The sequence below is a fragment of the Lysinibacillus sp. YS11 genome (genome assembly GCF_002896375.1).
In the GTDB taxonomy this organism is placed as follows: domain Bacteria; phylum Bacillota; class Bacilli; order Bacillales_A; family Planococcaceae; genus Lysinibacillus; species Lysinibacillus capsici.
Genome location: NZ_CP026007.1, coordinates 1,954,799 through 1,972,000, shown reverse-complemented (window position 1 = coordinate 1,972,000; position 17,202 = coordinate 1,954,799). Strand labels below are relative to the sequence as shown.

27 protein-coding genes are annotated in these 17,202 nt (G+C 40.2%); 10 read left to right on the top strand and 17 right to left on the bottom strand.

Annotated elements, in window-relative coordinates:
* Positions 1–758 precede the first annotated feature (758 nt).
* Positions 759–1,043, bottom strand: coding sequence for a DUF5316 domain-containing protein (locus LBYS11_RS09560; RefSeq protein WP_048393866.1), 285 nt, complete (start codon positions 1,041–1,043; stop codon positions 759–761).
* Positions 1,044–1,159: 116 nt separating this feature from the next.
* Here LBYS11_RS09560 and LBYS11_RS09555 point away from each other — a divergent pair, with 116 nt between their 5' ends.
* The 3 genes from LBYS11_RS09555 (at position 1,160) to csaA (ending at position 2,176) form a co-directional block, all read left to right on the top strand.
* The gene (locus LBYS11_RS09555) at positions 1,160–1,501 is read left to right on the top strand and encodes a DUF7668 domain-containing protein (RefSeq protein ID WP_066038486.1); all 342 of its coding nucleotides are present in this window, start codon (positions 1,160–1,162) and stop codon (positions 1,499–1,501) included.
* Positions 1,502–1,578: 77 nt separating this feature from the next.
* A complete protein-coding gene (locus LBYS11_RS09550) occupies positions 1,579–1,755 on the top strand; it encodes a hypothetical protein (protein WP_004228639.1) in 177 nt (58 codons plus the stop codon).
* Positions 1,756–1,843: 88 nt separating this feature from the next.
* The gene (gene csaA / locus LBYS11_RS09545) at positions 1,844–2,176 is read left to right on the top strand and encodes a chaperone CsaA (RefSeq protein WP_004228641.1); all 333 of its coding nucleotides are present in this window, start codon (positions 1,844–1,846) and stop codon (positions 2,174–2,176) included.
* A gap of 12 nt (positions 2,177–2,188) precedes the next feature.
* Here the strand turns inward: csaA and LBYS11_RS09540 are convergent, their stop codons facing one another.
* Entirely contained in the window at positions 2,189–3,070 is an 882-nt protein-coding gene (locus LBYS11_RS09540; RefSeq protein ID WP_103117961.1) for an AraC family transcriptional regulator, read from the bottom strand.
* Between the two features lie 297 nt (positions 3,071–3,367).
* Here LBYS11_RS09540 and LBYS11_RS09535 point away from each other — a divergent pair, with 297 nt between their 5' ends.
* Together LBYS11_RS09535 and LBYS11_RS09530 are read left to right on the top strand one after the other, a co-directional pair.
* Positions 3,368–3,715 carry a hypothetical protein gene (locus LBYS11_RS09535; RefSeq protein ID WP_103117960.1) on the top strand — a complete coding sequence of 116 codons (348 nt, stop codon included), beginning with the start codon at positions 3,368–3,370 and terminating at the stop codon, positions 3,713–3,715.
* Entirely contained in the window at positions 3,716–3,928 is a 213-nt protein-coding gene (locus LBYS11_RS09530; RefSeq protein WP_103117959.1) for a hypothetical protein, read from the top strand. It begins immediately after the preceding gene.
* 37 nt (positions 3,929–3,965) lie between these two features.
* Here the strand turns inward: LBYS11_RS09530 and LBYS11_RS09525 are convergent, their stop codons facing one another.
* The 3 genes from LBYS11_RS09525 to LBYS11_RS09515 all read right to left on the bottom strand — a co-directional run bounded on the left by LBYS11_RS09525 (position 3,966) and on the right by LBYS11_RS09515 (position 5,539).
* Positions 3,966–4,523, bottom strand: a complete 558-nt coding sequence (locus LBYS11_RS09525; protein WP_103117958.1) for an isochorismatase family protein — start codon at positions 4,521–4,523, stop codon at positions 3,966–3,968.
* Between the two features lie 64 nt (positions 4,524–4,587).
* Positions 4,588–5,226: an O-methyltransferase gene (locus LBYS11_RS09520; protein ID WP_103117957.1), complete on the bottom strand. Its 639-nt coding sequence runs from the start codon at positions 5,224–5,226 to the stop codon at positions 4,588–4,590.
* Positions 5,210–5,539: a hypothetical protein gene (locus tag LBYS11_RS09515; protein WP_048393875.1), complete on the bottom strand. Its 330-nt coding sequence runs from the start codon at positions 5,537–5,539 to the stop codon at positions 5,210–5,212. The genes LBYS11_RS09520 and LBYS11_RS09515 overlap by 17 nt, the downstream gene beginning before the upstream one ends.
* 150 nt (positions 5,540–5,689) lie before the next feature.
* Between LBYS11_RS09515 and LBYS11_RS09510 the strand changes: the two genes are divergently transcribed.
* The gene (locus LBYS11_RS09510; protein WP_016993987.1) at positions 5,690–5,890 is read left to right on the top strand and encodes a hypothetical protein; all 201 of its coding nucleotides are present in this window, start codon (positions 5,690–5,692) and stop codon (positions 5,888–5,890) included.
* A gap of 197 nt (positions 5,891–6,087) precedes the next feature.
* On the opposite strand, the gene LBYS11_RS23215 is transcribed toward LBYS11_RS09510, so the two are convergent.
* The 3 genes from LBYS11_RS23215 to LBYS11_RS09495 all read right to left on the bottom strand — a co-directional run bounded on the left by LBYS11_RS23215 (position 6,088) and on the right by LBYS11_RS09495 (position 7,684).
* The gene (locus tag LBYS11_RS23215) at positions 6,088–6,243 is read right to left on the bottom strand and encodes a hypothetical protein (protein ID WP_016993988.1); all 156 of its coding nucleotides are present in this window, start codon (positions 6,241–6,243) and stop codon (positions 6,088–6,090) included.
* Between the two features lie 357 nt (positions 6,244–6,600).
* Complete coding sequence (locus LBYS11_RS09500; RefSeq protein ID WP_103117955.1) at positions 6,601–7,221, bottom strand: NAD(P)-dependent oxidoreductase; 621 nt, start codon at positions 7,219–7,221, stop codon at positions 6,601–6,603.
* Positions 7,222–7,297: 76 nt separating this feature from the next.
* Entirely contained in the window at positions 7,298–7,684 is a 387-nt protein-coding gene (locus LBYS11_RS09495; protein ID WP_103117954.1) for a hypothetical protein, read from the bottom strand.
* Between the two features lie 339 nt (positions 7,685–8,023).
* On the opposite strand from LBYS11_RS09495, the gene LBYS11_RS23555 reads away from it, so the two are divergent.
* Both LBYS11_RS23555 and LBYS11_RS23550 read left to right on the top strand, forming a co-directional pair.
* Positions 8,024–8,242, top strand: coding sequence for a hypothetical protein (locus LBYS11_RS23555; protein WP_233732651.1), 219 nt, complete (start codon positions 8,024–8,026; stop codon positions 8,240–8,242).
* A 20-nt stretch (positions 8,243–8,262) separates the two neighbouring features.
* Entirely contained in the window at positions 8,263–8,424 is a 162-nt protein-coding gene (locus tag LBYS11_RS23550; protein WP_233732648.1) for a hypothetical protein, read from the top strand.
* Between the two features lie 117 nt (positions 8,425–8,541).
* Here LBYS11_RS23550 and LBYS11_RS09485 read toward each other — a convergent pair whose 3' ends face one another.
* Positions 8,542–8,841 (bottom strand): GPW/gp25 family protein, encoded by a 300-nt coding sequence (locus LBYS11_RS09485; protein WP_048393880.1) that lies wholly within the window; start codon positions 8,839–8,841, stop codon positions 8,542–8,544.
* 158 nt (positions 8,842–8,999) lie between these two features.
* Positions 9,000–9,200 (bottom strand): hypothetical protein, encoded by a 201-nt coding sequence (locus LBYS11_RS09480; RefSeq protein WP_048393883.1) that lies wholly within the window; start codon positions 9,198–9,200, stop codon positions 9,000–9,002.
* A 75-nt stretch (positions 9,201–9,275) separates the two neighbouring features.
* Between LBYS11_RS09480 and LBYS11_RS09475 the strand changes: the two genes are divergently transcribed.
* Complete coding sequence (locus tag LBYS11_RS09475) at positions 9,276–9,581, top strand: hypothetical protein (protein WP_054548743.1); 306 nt, start codon at positions 9,276–9,278, stop codon at positions 9,579–9,581.
* Here the strand turns inward: LBYS11_RS09475 and LBYS11_RS09470 are convergent.
* Genes LBYS11_RS09470 through LBYS11_RS09460 form a run of 3 tightly spaced genes read right to left on the bottom strand, consistent with a single transcriptional unit; the run spans position 9,578 to position 11,450 of the window.
* Positions 9,578–10,261 (bottom strand): DUF1963 domain-containing protein, encoded by a 684-nt coding sequence (locus tag LBYS11_RS09470; RefSeq protein ID WP_054548744.1) that lies wholly within the window; start codon positions 10,259–10,261, stop codon positions 9,578–9,580. The genes LBYS11_RS09475 and LBYS11_RS09470 overlap by 4 nt on opposite strands.
* On the bottom strand, positions 10,251–10,826 hold the full coding sequence (locus tag LBYS11_RS09465) for a DNA-3-methyladenine glycosylase I (protein WP_048393888.1): 576 nt from the start codon (positions 10,824–10,826) through the stop codon (positions 10,251–10,253). Before LBYS11_RS09465 ends, LBYS11_RS09470 begins: the two co-directional genes overlap by 11 nt.
* Before the next feature lie 27 nt (positions 10,827–10,853).
* On the bottom strand, positions 10,854–11,450 hold the full coding sequence (locus LBYS11_RS09460) for a class I SAM-dependent methyltransferase (RefSeq protein WP_054548745.1): 597 nt from the start codon (positions 11,448–11,450) through the stop codon (positions 10,854–10,856).
* 122 nt (positions 11,451–11,572) lie between these two features.
* Here LBYS11_RS09460 and aac(6') point away from each other — a divergent pair, with 122 nt between their 5' ends.
* Positions 11,573–12,007 (top strand): aminoglycoside 6'-N-acetyltransferase, encoded by a 435-nt coding sequence (gene aac(6') / locus LBYS11_RS09455; protein ID WP_103117952.1) that lies wholly within the window; start codon positions 11,573–11,575, stop codon positions 12,005–12,007.
* Positions 12,008–12,070: 63 nt separating this feature from the next.
* Here the strand turns inward: aac(6') and LBYS11_RS09450 are convergent, their stop codons facing one another.
* The 4 genes from LBYS11_RS09450 to LBYS11_RS09435 all read right to left on the bottom strand — a co-directional run bounded on the left by LBYS11_RS09450 (position 12,071) and on the right by LBYS11_RS09435 (position 17,169).
* Positions 12,071–12,262, bottom strand: a complete 192-nt coding sequence (locus LBYS11_RS09450) for a hypothetical protein (protein WP_048393895.1) — start codon at positions 12,260–12,262, stop codon at positions 12,071–12,073.
* A gap of 460 nt (positions 12,263–12,722) precedes the next feature.
* Positions 12,723–14,228: a right-handed parallel beta-helix repeat-containing protein gene (locus LBYS11_RS09445; protein ID WP_233732644.1), complete on the bottom strand. Its 1,506-nt coding sequence runs from the start codon at positions 14,226–14,228 to the stop codon at positions 12,723–12,725.
* Positions 14,229–14,455: 227 nt separating this feature from the next.
* Positions 14,456–15,415 (bottom strand): hypothetical protein, encoded by a 960-nt coding sequence (locus tag LBYS11_RS09440; RefSeq protein ID WP_103117950.1) that lies wholly within the window; start codon positions 15,413–15,415, stop codon positions 14,456–14,458.
* Between the two features lie 71 nt (positions 15,416–15,486).
* Positions 15,487–17,169, bottom strand: coding sequence for a methyl-accepting chemotaxis protein (locus LBYS11_RS09435; protein ID WP_103117949.1), 1,683 nt, complete (start codon positions 17,167–17,169; stop codon positions 15,487–15,489).
* Positions 17,170–17,202 lie beyond the last annotated feature (33 nt).

The following is a 17,202-nucleotide window of genomic DNA, read 5'->3' as shown; positions in this document are numbered from 1 at the left end:
CTCTATTGCAAATGTACTCCTCTCTATTAAATGCAACAAAAAAAGCCACACCTAGGGTAGATGTGACACTTTTTATGATTTTTATATGTAATGATTGGTGGATAGAATTCTAAATGTGACGGATACACTGTCTAATTTGACGGATACAATGCTTATTTTGATGGATAGAAATGCTTAGAATGGATTGCTCATGCAAATCGGTGGATAGAATTCTATATTTGACGGATACAATGCTTATTTTGATGGATAGAAATGCTTAGATTGGATTGCTCATGCAAATCGGTGGATAGAATTCTAAATGTGACGGATACAATGTCTAATCTGACGGATCCAATGCTTATTTTGATGGATAGAAATGCTTAGATTGAATTGCTCATGCAAATCGATGGATAGAATTCTAAATGTGACGGATATACTGTCTAATCTGACGGATACAATGCTCATTTTGATGGATAGAAATGCTTAGATTGGATTGCTCATGCAAATCGGTGGATTGAATTCTAAATGTGACGGATACCATGTCTAATCTGACGGATCCAATGCTCATTTTGATGGATAGAATCGATTAGAATGGATTGCTCATGCAAATCGGTGGATTGAATTCTAAATGTGACGGATATACTGTCTAATTTGACGGATACATCGCTCATTTTGATGGATAGAAATGCTTAGAATGGATTGCTCATTTCAAATCGGTGGATTGAATGCTAAATGTGTTGAATGCAAGGCTTATTCTTAATTGATGGCTGCTATTAGCTTCATAGATAATACACAAAGATTGCTACGATAATGTTTGGTATTGCTAATAGTAACGCATTATTCATGAGAAGATTGCGTTCGTTTCTGTCTTCATTGGTTTCTGTTGCGAAATTGGCTCGCATTCTATCTCCGCTTGCGATGGCTCCTGACAATAACATGGCAGAAACGATGAAAATTCCACCGAGTAGCCCTGAAAGCAAATGGGCTTTCTCTGTACCCCATATGAGAATGGAGCATATAACACCTAGAATGGACAAGATGGTGCCAATGCCTATATACTTCATTTTCAGCCCCCCTTCGTTTATTATACGGCTAACCGCTCTTTTTCGTTTCAATAAATCCCTATTTACCTATACAAAATTTTTCCTTTTCCAGTAAAATAACTATTAGGAGGGAGGCTATGCAAATGAAAGACAAAATAAGAGCATTAACGAAAATGACCTTAGATGATTTAGTACATAATAGATATGAAAAACTTCAACAGGAGAAGATATTAACAGAGGATACTGCTATATTTCTGCAGGAGGTTTTCGCCTTGCAAGGTACCTTAACATGGCCGCTGGATGAAGCTTCCGTAGCTATTGATGTGTATGAAATGAATGACCAAAGTTGTTTTACAACAGAAATTCGCTATTTATGGTTTGATGATGAAGAAAGTGCTGTGGTTCTTTTTTGCAAGGCCTATACAAATGCAGATCAAACGGAGATCACTGCTTTCATGATTGATACGGTTGATGCCTAGTATAGTATCCGCGCCAAACGTTCATAGTAAGTATGGTGTGAAACTCACGCCGAATCATACGACGGAGGGATCAATTTATGAATGGAATTCGTGAAGGTTTAATCCCCACTATACTCGGGTCAGCTGTTACGGCGGCAGGCTATGCAATGAAGCAAAAACATGGCTCTAACAAAATGGTGGCCAATACGATTTTTGGCTTTGGCTTAGCACATATTGTGTTAGGTGCGATTGACCTGGTAGAGCATCGTCGTTAACGAGAGAAGGGCACGCAATGTGCTCTTCTTTTTTGTATTTTTTTCTATTAAATGCTAACATTGTCATAAAAGCTTAAGGAGTACAGTGATGGCGACAATAGAAGATTTTATAGCACTTGATATACGAATTGGCACGGTTTTAGAGGCGGAGGAACTGCCAAAGGCTCGGGTTCCTGCGATTAAAATGAAAATTGATTTTGGTGAAGAATTGGGCATTAAACAGTCTTCCGCACAAATTACGAAGCGTTATACACCCGAAGTCATTATTGGGAAGCAAGTAGTGGCGATTGTTAATTTCCCGCCACGTCGCGTTGCGGGTTTTAAGTCAGAGGTATTAGTCATTGGTGGTGTACCTGTGGAGGGAGATGTAATCCTGTTAACGCCCGATCAGCAGCTGCCCAATGGAACGAAAATACAGTAAAAGCCTCTCGCATTATGCAAGAGGCTTCTTTTTCTGAAGTGGTATCCAGATTTCACTTGTAAAGGTTGGTGAGGAAAAATCCGTGCTTGTATGGCGCACGATTTCTGGACCAGCAACCTGTTCATAGCCAGATAATGGGAACCACTCCGCATAAATGCGCCCCCATGTTTCCTGCAGTGTTTGTGGGAATGGTCCAACCGCTTCAAAGACAGCCCACGTACAAGCGGGTACATCCAACTGTGAAAAATGGTGAGACGTTTCGGTTGTGGCTACGCCGATATAATGATCAAGCTCGCCCTTTTCCTCCATTCTGCCCTCAGAAAAGTTTGTGGAGGCTTGGATGATTCCTGTTGGTTCTAGATTCGACAGCTTTTTTAGTTGCCCAATATCCTCCATTGTTAATGCACGTGCCATTTCAGTTATCGCTTGATTTTCTCCTTGAAAGACGATAGGTACTCTTTTCATAAGACCCACGATGTGAAACGCTTCTTTTTGTTCGAGTCGGTAATTCATTTCACAACCTCCTTGTATGGTAAGTTGGAAGGTCATTCGTGGAAACGATTTTAGGTGCTGACCATTTTGCCTCGCCTCCGATGGTGTGATGCCATGCATTTGCTGAAAGGCTCTTGTAAATGCATCTGCAGAGCGATAGCCATAACGAATCGCGATATCGAGAATTCTCATAGATGAATCTGATAGTTCCAGTGCGGCAAGCGTCAGACGCCTACGACGAATATACTCTGATAGCGAGATGCCTGCTAGAAAGGAAAACATACGTTTAAAATGGTATTCCGAGCAATAAGCTAATCTCGCAGCTTCTTGCACATCAATTTCCTCTGTTAGATTGGCCTCGATATACGTAATCGCCTTATTCAACCTTGTTAAAGAATCCACTTCTTTCACCTTCCTTATCTTTACTTTAGCAGGAATAGTAGCCCTTCATCCGACAATTGGTGCCCCATTTAGTCGCCTTCCAAAAAATAATCTATCGAGCAGGCAGATAACTAGCTTTTGAAGCTACTTTCACATACATATAATAGTGTAAAGCTAATTTTAGCCTTACACCTCCTGACTTGATACTTAGGGTCACTGCTCGCACAGTGGCCCTATGAAAATAAAAGATCATTGTGTCGGATCATAATTTTCGTTACAATATTTGTAAAAATAGTCTATTGAGCTGGAGGCAGCAACATGGATCGTCTTTTCCAGTGGTACAAGTATTTAAAATACATACTCATTCCTATAATTATTTTAAAATACTTTCATAATGGGGATATACCGAATGCGCATCCTCTAATCATTCTTGAATATACTCTCCTATTTGGGGTGAGCTTTTTACTCATTATTCTACAGGATTTTTTCGCCATTCGTAAAAAAACAAAATTCCTACTACGTCTCATCATACTGATTATTTTACTGTTTTTGGCTATAACTGCCATTGTCTATCAAGCGACAATGTCTATTATTTTTTCAATCCTACTACTAGGCGTGTTAGGTACGGTACTTTATTTACATAGAAATGATGAAGGAGAACAATAAATGGTTAATAGTAAGCGATTACTTTTAATCATCGGTTGGGTCAATGTGGTAGCTGCCCTTCTCCTATTCCAAGCTTTTTGTGGGCTCATGGCTATCTGTATGGGGATTGTACTTAAAAAGGATTATCAAGCACCAACCCATGGGCTGGTCTTGATAGTAGTTGGTATCTTGAGTACTGTTATAGGTTGGTTGCTCAATCACTTCTATATGTAAAAATGACCAAGAACCTTGATTCTTGGTCATTTTACAATTAACGATAACTATTATGTGTGGGTTCAAATAATGCTTCGTCGGCGTTTCGTACAAGTGAGAAATGATCCACATTGTAATGGCCATGTAGGATGTCGTTATGGTGTGCAACCGTATCTTCTGGTGATAAGTAGTCGGAACCATTTGTTGAATGGCCATCTCCCACTAAAGTGACATCAAAGCCCTGTATAGTTGCTGCTCTAACTGCTGTATCCACGCAATGCTCGGTTTTGCAGCCCATCATCACCAAATGCTCTACCTCATTGGCCTGTAAGTAATCGAGTAATCCCGTCCTATAAAAAGCGTTTGTAGCCAGTTTATCAAAATAAACAGCGGTAGTAGGTACTTGGATCGCTTGATGTACCTGAAAGCCTTCCCCTTCTCCACCCGCTACATCCTGATCACGCACAAAGATAATATGTGCCTCTACCTCAATAGCTTTTTGAATAACGGCATTGATTGTTTTAAGCAATTCATCCTTGCGATAGATGGCTTGTTCATCCTGATTTCCCTCGATTAATTCTTGCTGTGCATCAATGACCACTAGTGCTTGCTTCAAAAGCATCTCTCCCTTATCGTTTGCTAACAATATTTTACCATTAATAGTTAATTTCTGATATGCATTATTTTATAACTTTTGAAACCGTCATACCATCCCCAACGGGTAAAAGAATCGAATCCAGCTGCGGATGATTAGCCACTGTGACATTGAACTTTTTCATGATGGCTGTATAGCGCTTGGGTGTCGCCATAGGGTCTGCTACACTGCCTCCTGCTAGGACATTATCTGTCACAATGAATGCACCAGGGCTTGCTAGCTGTATGCAATAGGCTAAATAATTTTCATAGTTATCCTTATCAGCATCAATGAAGAAAAAATCAAAACACTGTCCCGTTGCCACAAGCTTTTCAAGGCTATCCAATGCAGGACCTGTCATATACGTTACCTGCTCGGCAAAGCCTGCCTTGGCAAGATTTTTGGCGGCTAGCTGTGCATATTTATCCTCTAACTCTAGGGATGTCAGTTTGCCTTTCCCTTCCATTCCTCTCGCCAGACAAATATCACTAAAGCCGCCAAGAGCACCAATTTCTAAAATAGCCTTTGACCTAGTAATCGATACAAGCATCGTCAACAGCTTTCCTGATGATCGAGAGACAGAAATAGCAGGCATACCATTTTCGGCAATAGAGGACAGGACATCCTCTAATAGGGCATCGTCCTGATAAAATACCTCATCTATATAGTTATTCATTTGTTTCATGTGCGTTATCTTCCTCTTGTAGACTGTCGTTGGTTTCATTTTCTTGAATATCAAACAACTGGCAAAATTCTTGGATAACTAGATCGATGGCTTTTAATTCACCGACTAAAATTTGCTGAATCGATTGAAATTCTGGCTGTTCTAATTGCTGTTTAATGGTAGCTCGCTTCACATGCAGCATCTCTAAAAATGAAATCGCTTTGCCGCGTCGGAACGTTTTTGCTCCTCGCTGTGGCGCGCCTTCCATGCCTCTGTGGCGTCCTCCACGGTGATGTCCCTCTCTCATATGCTCTCTAAATCCAGATCCTCTCATTTCTAAAACACTCCTTTTGTATACGTTTGTATACATTAATTTAAACCAATTGTATACATATGTATACAAATTGTCAATTAAACATAATGCTTTCATGCTTCAACATATGTTAGACAGTAGGGTAAACGTATCGAAATGGAGGTTAGACGAGTGAAAAGGGTTATAAAATATGTGTTGGGCATCGGTACATTATTGATACTGTCAGGCATATTTTTGATTGGGGCACAATCTCACTATAATCAGAAGGAAATTAAAATTGCCAGTAAGCTATGTCTTGAAAATGGCGGACAGCCTACTATCATCCGCGATTATTTGGCTTTGAATTACTCCTTTTCATGTCAGAAGAACTGAGGTAGTACATATATGGATAGTGAACTGAGTTGCTAGAAAATCGAGTAAATTTCATCTATCTTTCAGGCAAATGGCTAGCTAACAAGATTACTTTTACATACAAATAGTAGGGTAAAGCAAATCTAGCCTTTCCACAGCTCTCCTGTTTTGAGGTCACTTTCCTTGGAAGGTGGCCTTTTTTGGCATGAAAAAAGACGTCATGTCGACGTCTTTAATGTTTGATCGATATCCTCAATCAACCTATCCACTTGTTCCTTTGTTATCTTGATGACATATAATTCTGTCGTTTCGATTCCATCAAGGCTTGTTAGGTGTTTAGGATATTGATAGTTATTTGATATCTCCTTGTCCATACAATCACCTCTTCAATAGATATATTCGACATAAAGTATAGCAAACCTTCTATAAAAAGGAAAATAACAGTATATTTTTTCACTAAAATAGCTATCATTTGGACGATTTAGGATAAAGAATGGTTAAAGCGATAAGTCCATTTAGACTATCCGTGTGTAAAAGTGCTTATTGCTTACCAAATTTCGCAATTTTTTTGAGGTAGAAAACCCGATGGAAACAATGATAGCTCCATAGACTTTCAGCATCACATTTCTAACAGGCGCCTCCTCTATGGTTGTACTGAGAAAGGCACATCCTACGACAATGATTACCATCCCGATGATGGCATGAATATATTTCACTATATTTCCCCTTTTCTAGTAGGCAAGTCCGACGCGTGTTCTCAAAAATTCCTCACTGAAGATTTGTTGGTAGGCAAAATCTGCTGTATCCGCTACTGAAATTTCGCTACCTCCCTCTGGCAAGAAGTTGCGTTCAACGCGGTAGTTTCCTGTCCAGGCCCCATCAGGTAAATAGGTAGGACAAACAATTGTCCAATCCATTGCAGATTGCTGTAGTTGTTCGAATACACGTTGGTGCTCCTGTGCAGCAAAGGTCGATTTTCGTTTCGATTCCGTTGATTGGTAACGAAGAAGAGTCGGCGTTACACGACTTTGTAGAATCCCTGCTGTTCCAATCGTAATGATTCTTGTCACCCGTTGCTTTGTCATCGCTTCAAGAATCAATGGTAAGCTAGCCGATAATGTAGTGCCTCCATCTGTATTTAATGCACTCACTACCACATCCACATGATGCATTGCCTGCTCGATATCCTGCTTGTTTAAAACATCCCCTTTCATTACACACAGCTGTTGATGATGGTGCGGTAATTTATCGGGATTTCGGACTAATAGGGTGACCTCATGCTGATCCTTTATTGCTAGTTCTACCAAATGGCTGCCGACACGTCCACTCGCGCCTAATATTAATATTTTCATTTCTCTCACCTCATTATCATTATATTACAATTCCCTTTATATGTAAAAAGGCACAGATCACAGTGCCTCCCCTCTACTATTCACGCTCTAGTAATTGAACATCAACCATAAATAGATGCATATTATTCTTTTCAGCTAGCTCATCGATAATCGATTGAATTTCACTTTCTGTACTTACATCAATTTCTTCCCCATCGTGTAATTGAATAGTGATGACTTGATGCGCTGGAGAGTCTATTAGATAACCAACTGTACTATCAGGCGAGTAGCCTGCCGACCGTATCGCCTGTAACACTTGTTTTGTAAAATTCGTAGCTTGTAATTTTTCGCCAAGCTCTTCAGCATAGGGAGTTGCTCTTTCGGTGCTCGGAGCTATAGCTAAAGGCTCCCTTTGTGCCATCCACAATGACATCACAACCAGTAAGCACATGAATAAAAAGAAGATTTGCAGGACACTTTTCATACACTCGCTCCATTTCTCCATGAAATTTACAGGCGGAAGTCTAGCAATCTTTTGCCCTGAAATTGTTATTATTCTCACAGCTATGTATGGCTATTTCTCTCTTTTTAATTATTAAAAAATAATTTTCTTTTTGTACAAAGGGCAAATTACCAAGAAGTTTTGTTTGTGGCTTCATAGATTAGAAATGTAAAGGTTAGCGCTACCATTACTAAAAAACTAACAAAAAGGGAGATTAAAAGATGCAGGATAGTAGATATAGTCAATATATGAATTGGAATCATAAAAAAGAAAAGTGCTGTGAACAATATGTAAAATGCTATTGTCATTTAGAAAAAAAATGTGAACACAAACAAGAAGGATGCAAATGCAAACACAAGCATGAGCATTGCAAATGGGAACAGAAGCACCAGCGATGTAAGTGTCATGAAAAGGATGACCATTGTAAATGGGAACATAAGGAGGATTCTTGCTCTTGCAAAAAAGAGGAGGAAGATTACTACTACGAGAAGGATTATTCCAAAGATCACAAGTGTAAAGGCTGTATTTGTCATCTATTAAGATGCTTATCTCCTGGCACTTTGGTTGATGTTATTTTAGCAGGTGGCGGTAGCTTTGCAGGAATTTTATTCATCAGCTTAGATCCTAAAACTTGCTGTGCTACATTCTTAGAGGTAGATGCTGCAGCAGCAACACCACTTATCATTGATTGCCAGCAAATTATTGCCATTAGAAACGCGTAACTGTTCCATTATCCTACTTGACACCAATTCATATACCATAATCCTACCACTATAAGGGCACATTTAATCTTCTGCCAGGTTCGTGAAACCATACCTGGCAGAATTCATATTTTTCAGCTATTCATTGACAATGACTTTGACAATGGGCTCTAATTTCCCTCTATTCACATCGCCAAGATAATCAACATCTACTACGACAGCTCGTGGCTCAAAACGTTGGATACATTCTATGAGGCGTTTTGTGTTTATTTTCTTCATACGCTGGAAGGGTTTACGAATATCAGACCTTGTCACATATTCGCGGAGCGGACAAGGAATCGTAAACGTCGATAAAATAAATGCTACATTTTGTAATATACCTTCCACGCCTGTAGCATTACCATTAACATTACTTAAAGCCGTTACTTGATGTGTCATTCTATCAACCTTTCTTCTACGTTCATACAATTGGTACTTTGGAAAAGAGCACTTTGTTATTTATGCTTGCTCATTAAAAATTATGAACGCTTTGTTTTTATGTACCCAATGTTATTTTTATTCAAACAACATCTTAGTTGATAGGCTGACCTACAAGCTTAGCGCATGATGGCGTAGTAAATAACATACAGCCAGCTAAAACAGCCATGGATGATTGCCCAAATGATGGAGTGATGCACACTCCAGGAGATCGTAATCGCTAAAACCGAACCAAAGCCAATGCCATTTTTGACCACCGTTTTATGCTCCACTTTTTTCACCTTCCTAGTGCTTTTTAACTCTCCTTCTTGCCATCGCAATCGGTTTCCCTCCTATCGTTTTCTATGTTTATGCAGGAACGAACAAGGGCAATCTGAAAGAAAGGATGTGATGTTATGACAATTGTCATGCTGACTGCCACGATTGGTATCCCCAGCCTTATGGCATATCTTCAGCACAAATGGGCTAGCTTTCGCCTTCTTTTCAACATACTAGGTGTCCTTGCTGCGATTCTGTTTAGCACGATTGCCGCTACAGCTATAACGAACATTATTCTTGAGGATGTAGTCTTTATGACAACGATCCATGCTGTGTTCTTAAACCCTGTCTTTCTAATTACAGGGGCGTACCTTGGCTTATATCTGATTTACCGGTTCATCATGATGACAATTCATGAAAGAGACAGGCCGCCATCCCTTTAGTAGAAATCACAATAGACGTGCCAAGTCTGGATTGTTGGATTGTAGAAAAAATAAAAATTACCATGATCCACGATGTTCAAACGCGCTTTTGCATCGGAGGCAATTTGGAGGACAAATGGCGCATCGTCACCGAAATCAACGCCACTTTGACAAAAGCTTGGATAGCCACCAATTTTATGGAGTGGATAGAGGTCTTCAACAATATCCTCAAAATAGTCGAGCTGCTCTTCATGCTCCAACGTCAAAATCTCTTCCTCCAATTGAGCAGGAATACCGCCCCCATCCCATGTTGGATAGTCGTTCGTGATATGTTGTGGTATGAGTGGAAACGCGCGAATTTGTTCATGCTGCCATTCGCGCTTTACTAAGCCTTCCAAAGTGGTGTACGTTCTAATATCAAAATAAGAACAAAGATCATCCTCCATCAGATGATCTAATAGACGTTCATCGACAAAGACTGTGACTAATTGAAAAGGCTGTAATGCCATCGGTACATAGGGTAGACCTTTTAGAAAAAACGTAGCGAGCGGCTGATAGCCAGATGGTGGCTGCTCTTCTGGTAAGGACCAGCCCACATAGCCAATCCAGCTTTCCAATAAATCATGTGTAGGTCGAATACCACCCGTTTGAAAAATCGTGGCCTGCGTGGCTAGTTGAGCCCGAATTTGTTCAATTGCCATCCGCTAGCTCCTTTTGTCGACAGCAGCAATCTGTTGTATGGTCGTTTACCATGCCCACTGCCTGCATAAAAGAATAACAAATTGTACTACCGATAAATTTAAAGCCATCTTTCTTCAATTGCTTGCTCATACGATCACTAATTTCTGTCGTCACAGGCACCTCTTTGATGGATGCCCACTCATTCATAACTGGTTTGTGATCTACAAAGCCCCAAATATAATCTGAGAATGAGCCATGCTTTTCCTGTATTTGGAGATATGCTTTAGCATTTGTCACCACGCTAGCTATTTTTAATTTATTGCGTACAATCCGTGTGTCTTGCTGCAATTCCTCTAGCTTGTCTGCTGTATAATGAATAATTTTTTCCACATCGAATTGATCAAATGCCTCACGATAGCCTTCACGCTTTTGGAGAATCGTCCACCAGCTCAAGCCAGCCTGTGCCCCCTCCAAGCAAAGCATCTCGAATAAATGCTGGTCATCATAGACCGGTACACCCCACTCCTTGTCATGGTATTCCACATACAAAGGCTCATCTAGCTTGACCCAATCACATCTTTTCATTTTTATACCCTCCATTTTATGTATCCTTTACTTAATAGCTGTAATGCAAAGCCATCCTTTACTTGATTTTTCGGTGACATACACGGTTTGAAAACCGATACGTTCTAATAATTGCTTCGTTGCCTCAGGAGTTTGATAGGCTTTCATATGATAGTTCATTTTGTAGAGCTCTGCTATAATAATAAATTTCCCACCGTTTTTCAGAACCCGCCATACTTCCTCTACATCCTGCTCCAAGGATGGCCAAAAATAGTGCGTTTGAAAGGCTGTAATCCCATCAAAAAACTGATCATCGTATGGAATGCTTGAAACGCTTGCCTCTTTCACAATGACGCTACCCCTGGCAACATTTGCTTTATTCAATTTGATTGATTCCTTCACTGCCTGTGTGGAAAAATCTATCCCATATATTATACCATTTGGATTCAATTTGGATAAAATTTGGAGCGTTTTCCCACCACCACAACCTATGTCTAACACACGATCACCGTCATTGATAGCTCCTTGCCTGATGAACCATGCATTCATACCACGATGGGCAAAATTCATAATTTGTAGCATCGTTGAGCCAATCCATCCATTTGGCTTTTTCGCTTGTTCAATTAACGTTTGTAAGAGTGACATGATTGGATTCCCCCCCAAGTAAGATTGTTAAAATAGAATTAGAGCTTTAAAATAAAAACGCTTACTAGTTTGTACGTACTTCAAAACAATTTGTTTCATTTTTTACAAAGGAGGAAGATTTTATGATTCAACAAGCAAACCAGAAGAACGCTCATGCTGCAGCCTCATTAGCCTTACTGCTCTGGCCCAATCATACACTAGAGGAATTTACCGAAGAGATGACACAGCTGCTAAAGGAAGAAAACGCAGCTATTTTCCTTGCCTATGACGATGACGAAGCAGTTGGATTTGCCCAATGCCAGTTAAGAACAGACTATGTAGAAGGGACTGACTCGAGTCCAGTCGGCTATTTAGAAGGCCTTTTTGTGAGAGAGGAATATCGCCAGCAGGGCTATGCAAGACTGCTTGTGGAGAAATGTGAGCAATGGGCAAAGCATAGGGGCTGTCTAGAGTTTGCCAGTGACTGTGAATGGGACAATGACGAAAGCCTAAGGGTTCATCTTCAGCTCGGTTTTACAGAAGCTAATCGCATCATTTGCTTCACGAAAAAATTATAAAAATGGCTGACAAAAAAATCACAGGCGTTGCAAACATAGCACCTGTGATTTTTCGACATTTTTTTAGTTTAGATATGTATTGTTGGAAATATTTCGTTCGCGCTCATCTATGATTAAATGGATCATTAATGCGAGTTGTTGTTCGATTCGCATATTATTTAGATGTAAGATATCAGCAATCACATTCTTGTGCTTCTCTGCTAATTCCATCTCCTCTAGCATTAACATAATTTCCTCTTTTGTCAGCCCAAACATACTCATATCACCCCAATACTCTCTCTATTTATTATTGTAAAATCATTACTCCCATTTCATAATTAACGAAAATTTATCTTATTGCATGAACCATTTTTACTAATTATAGGTTTAAACATAGAAAATAATCAATCTATTATCCACATTTATTTAATATTTATTTTACATTAAGTAAAAACTTTTATTATGTAGGTTATAACTTATACAAAGATTGTATAAGTTTTCCTGTGGAATATTTCAAAATATTGCAGTAATTGCAACAAGACATCTATACCATTATAAAAATATTCTTGCATTTTGTCGAATTATAGATTTTTTTGCACAAATTAAAATTAATTAACAGCCCAAACGTATTCCTTTACCCATTTTTCACATATATGAAATATCAATACACGAATCCATAAAAAAAGTAATTTCAAAATTGAAACTACTTGTCTTATTTGTATAATCGGCTTTTATATTATTTTTTAATATCATATTTCACTATTTCTAATTTCATGTCCTCAATTTGAGAAACCTTTGATGCTGTATCCTTCTGCCATGTCGCTGTCTGCACATGTCCTTGTACAAATAATTGGCTGTTTTCCTGTACCACCGCTGGAGCCTTTACTGCGGCTATATCAGTATGACGCATTTCCAATAATGATTTATTGGACAGCGCTAAGAATGGTCTAGCCGCCTTATCCACCCTACAATTTTCAATACGCCCCATTGATTGATCTGACCAAATCATGGCATAAGAGCTTTCTTGACCATCTTTAAAATAGCTATTAGCTATCTCAAAAATTGCATCAATGCAAGTAATTCCGTTTCCTTCCATTTGTTCAAACGTGCAATATTGTGTAAATAATCGGGCATTGTTGATATAGATATGGTGGCTTTGCAGCTCTCGAATCGTTGTATGATGCATCATGATTTTGGCATGTTCATTACCATAAACACCACCTGATTGCCCAAATTGAATAATCGATTGCTGTAGCTTTAATCCACTAGCATCAACAATAATATGAAATTGCTGATGGTTTTGAATTTTACATTGGTTCATCGAAACATTTGCCTCATCCACAATGGTAAGCCCGACAGCCATGCCATTACGAACATGACATGTATGAAATTCCACCTTGCTATTTTCTATCAACACCTGTGCCTTGACATGCCGAGAAACTTGACAATCATAGAACTTGGCTTCGGTTTTTTCTCCAAGATACAACCCATGACTTTGACCATCTGAAAAAATAGAATCAGATACCATTAGTTCACTGCGATGAACCACCATATTCGTATCAAGATGCTCTTTTATTTCACAGCCATCCATCCTGAAAGTCGTGCTATCAAACAATTGAATGCCTACCCCTTGCCCTTGGTGCACTAAACAATTGGTCATCGTCATCTCACTCGACGCAGCTATTACTTGTGCCTTGTCATGCCCATGAATTTCACAGTCCTCCATTGTCATCTTGACATGGCGAATCGCAAAAATACCATGCTTCTTCCCTTCCAACAGCATACAATTCGTCAAGGTCAGATCACAGTTTTGAGCGATAATCTGTGCCTTCCTATGATGCTCAAATGTCGTGTCGACTAGAATAACACTGGATCCATTCGCCACACGCAAACCAAAATGATTCAGTGGCGTAGCAAGCACTGCACAATTTTTCATCAGCAAACTACCATAGCTCACCATCATCTGCGTTCGAATCAATTGCTCCTCAATGACACAATTCTCTAGCTGTAAATCACCTTTCACATATAGCCCTTGCCCTTGCCGGAACCGTAAATTACGCATCGCGACAGGAGTTTGATAGCGAATAAATACACCACCCTTGATGGTCACATTGCCAACCCCATACAACGTCAGCCGCTTAGCAATATCCAAGCTTTCCTCATAAATCCCATCCCGAATTTCAATCATATCCCCAGGCGCCGCCTCTTCAATCGCCTGCCCGATACTTTGATAACGATGCATTATGCTCCTCTTCACCACAAGTACAGCCATTTACACACTCCTAACCAAAAAATGTTCGTACCCTATTTATATACCGAACATGCTTGTGCTTATTCAATTTTGTGTAAAATTGCTGGAATATGCAGGTGTTTATTTGGAATGTTTGACGGTTTAATGAAAGTGGGGAAAAATGAAAAAACCAACAACAACCGAATTCCCTCGGTCATTGCTGGTTTTTTTCATTTACATTATTTCTTGCGTTTCACAAATACAATAACAAAAATAGCGGCTAGTGCTGCTAGAATGGCGATCATCCATACTGTGTTTGAGTTGGATGCTGTGTCATCTGCTGCGGCTGCTTGTTGCTCTTCTCTTGGTGTAGCGTTCGAAGACTCCATTTCTTTGGCATCCTCTTTCACCACTTGTGCAGTGCTAATTTGCACATATTGTAGTGTTGCTTCATTCGAGTCGGATGCTTCATGCTCGTGGCTGTCGCCATGGCCTTCTGCATGATCCCCGTGGCTTTCCTCTTGCCCACCGTCATGACCATGATGGTGATCCGCTGCTGTTGTAAAAATAGAACGTTCTAGCTGTTGCCCTACCCAGCTTTTGGCATCTGTTGAATCGGCAAAGATGCGAGGGTGTCCTGACAGCATGTATGTTTTACCGTCGATGATGATTCCTGTTTGGTCACCTGTGACAACGTCTTCAATCGTACCCGTTGGTCCTTCTGCAAAGCCGCCCATTTGAATAAGCGTATGTCCGCCCATATCAAATGTTAGGTGCTCTGTTAAGAATGCAATGTACTCTTCTTTCGTCATGGTTGCGTCAGGATTGGCTAGCTCAAGTTTATGATGAAAAAGTGCTGTATTTATTTCCTTGTACGTAATATCTCCCTCTAGCGAAGACACGTAATCCTCTTTTTGAGCTGCTTGTGCTAGCTCATCCACTGTTGCTCCCTCAAGGCCGAAAAAGCCACCTACCCAGCCTGCAAAGTCCTTGCGTGAAAGATTGTCTGTTGGGTTTAAGGCCATATCTTTGCCATTGTACCCAAGAAGCCCAATACTGTGTAGTACCATAATGTCCTGAATATTGGCGGCTGTTTCAGGGACATCCGTGAATAGTGTACTTTTATCCATCGTATGGGCGTAGGCAACGGGTGCCATGAATAAAGTACTCATCAATAATAAAAGTAAATATTTTCTCAAAATGATTCCACCTTCCAATGCCTTAGTATACAGATGAAATGTGAGGGAAGTTTGAAATCCACAGGTATTTTCTATAGCTTAAATTGACGAATCAGGGCATTTAGTTGTTCAGCCATTTCTGCTAAATGCTCGGCACTATGTTTAATTTCCGCCATGGAGCTTGCAGTTTGCTCAATGGTAGCCGATGTTTCCTGAATGCCTGCCGCTGATTGTTCGGAGACAGCAGCAATTTCATCGACTGCTTTATTAATCGTGACAGTATTGTGAACAACCTCAGCTAGCTCCACTGACATACCTTCAATGCCTGTCGCAATGGCCTCAATAGCATCCGCAATTCGATTGAATGTTGTATTGGTTGCGGCCATTTGTGTTGTGCCCTTTTCGACTTCCTCATAGCCTTGCTCTAGCGAGGAGGTTACTGTATCGGAATCATCCTGAATTTTTCTGACAATCGCTGTAATATCATCGACGGAGAAGGCGACCTGTTCGGCTAATGTTCGAACCTCGTCGGCCACCACGGCAAAGCCTTTCCCCTGTTCCCCAGCTCTAGCTGCTTCAATCGCTGCGTTCAATGCGAGTAAATTAGTTTGGGCAGCAATCGTTTGAATGACCGCCACAAGCTTAGAAATCTCCTGTGTTTGCTTACTTAAGCCATTTACCTGATTCACTGCGTCCTTCACTGTATGCTGGATGGCTTCCATTTGTTTTGTGGAAGTGGTCATTAAGCTTCTACCTTCTTGTGTTAAAGCCTTCACATTCTGCGAATACTGTTGAACATCTTTACTGCCGTGATGAACCGTAGTGACTTTGCTAGTAAAATCATTCATGGCGGAAGCGACATCAGAGGCATGATCTGCCTGTAATTCTGTCCCACTTGCCATTTCTGTAACCGTATGAACAATTTGCTCTGTCCCCATTTTGACCTCAGAAGTCGACTGAAGAAGCTCCTCACTATGTGCCGCTACATCATTGGACACCGTTTGAATGTGCTTTAATAGACGATTTAAAATATCTGACATCGTATTGGTCGCTTCCATCAGTTGCCCTACTTCATCCTTCGATTGAACCTTCAAAGGCGGCTCACTTAAATCACCATTGGTCATTTGTTGCATACGCTTGGTTAACGTCACGATTGGTCTTGAAATACCACGAGCACTTAATAGCTCAATTATCACTGCTAGAAGAACAATCACAATACCTACGATAATGGCGATTCGCTGTTTCTGCTCTCCAGCAGCAATACTGTCCGTCCCTACCTCATTAATGGCTAGCTTTCGTTGCGCCGCTAAGTCTTCGTAGCCTTCACGAATGGTCGTAGCTGTGTCATCCATTTTTGTGAGGTTTTGGGTAGCCAGCTCGGTGTTCCCTTGATCATATACCGCAAATACCTCTTGCTCAATATAACGGTTCCATTCCTTAGACATTTCCGCAAATTGTCCGAATTCGCCTGAGGAAGATAATGCTGATCGCTTTTCTTCATTGCTTAGTTCCTTTGCAACATTATCCTGAAATATCTCTTTATACTTTTCTCTCCCAGAAAGCACATAGCCTCTAGCTGCCGCTATTCTTAAATCAATGGACTGTGCCTGCTCGTAATCGATAATTAATAGTTGTAATTCTTGCTGTACAATTTGCTCTATCGCATCATTGCTTTGCTTGATGGCAAAGTAATTGTAAACAATGTATCCTATCATGATTGCAATCACAATGCTAAAGGAAAAAACAATGCGTCTACTGATTGTTTTGAACTTCATTTGCAAAAACCCCTTATTTTCCTAATCTATTCC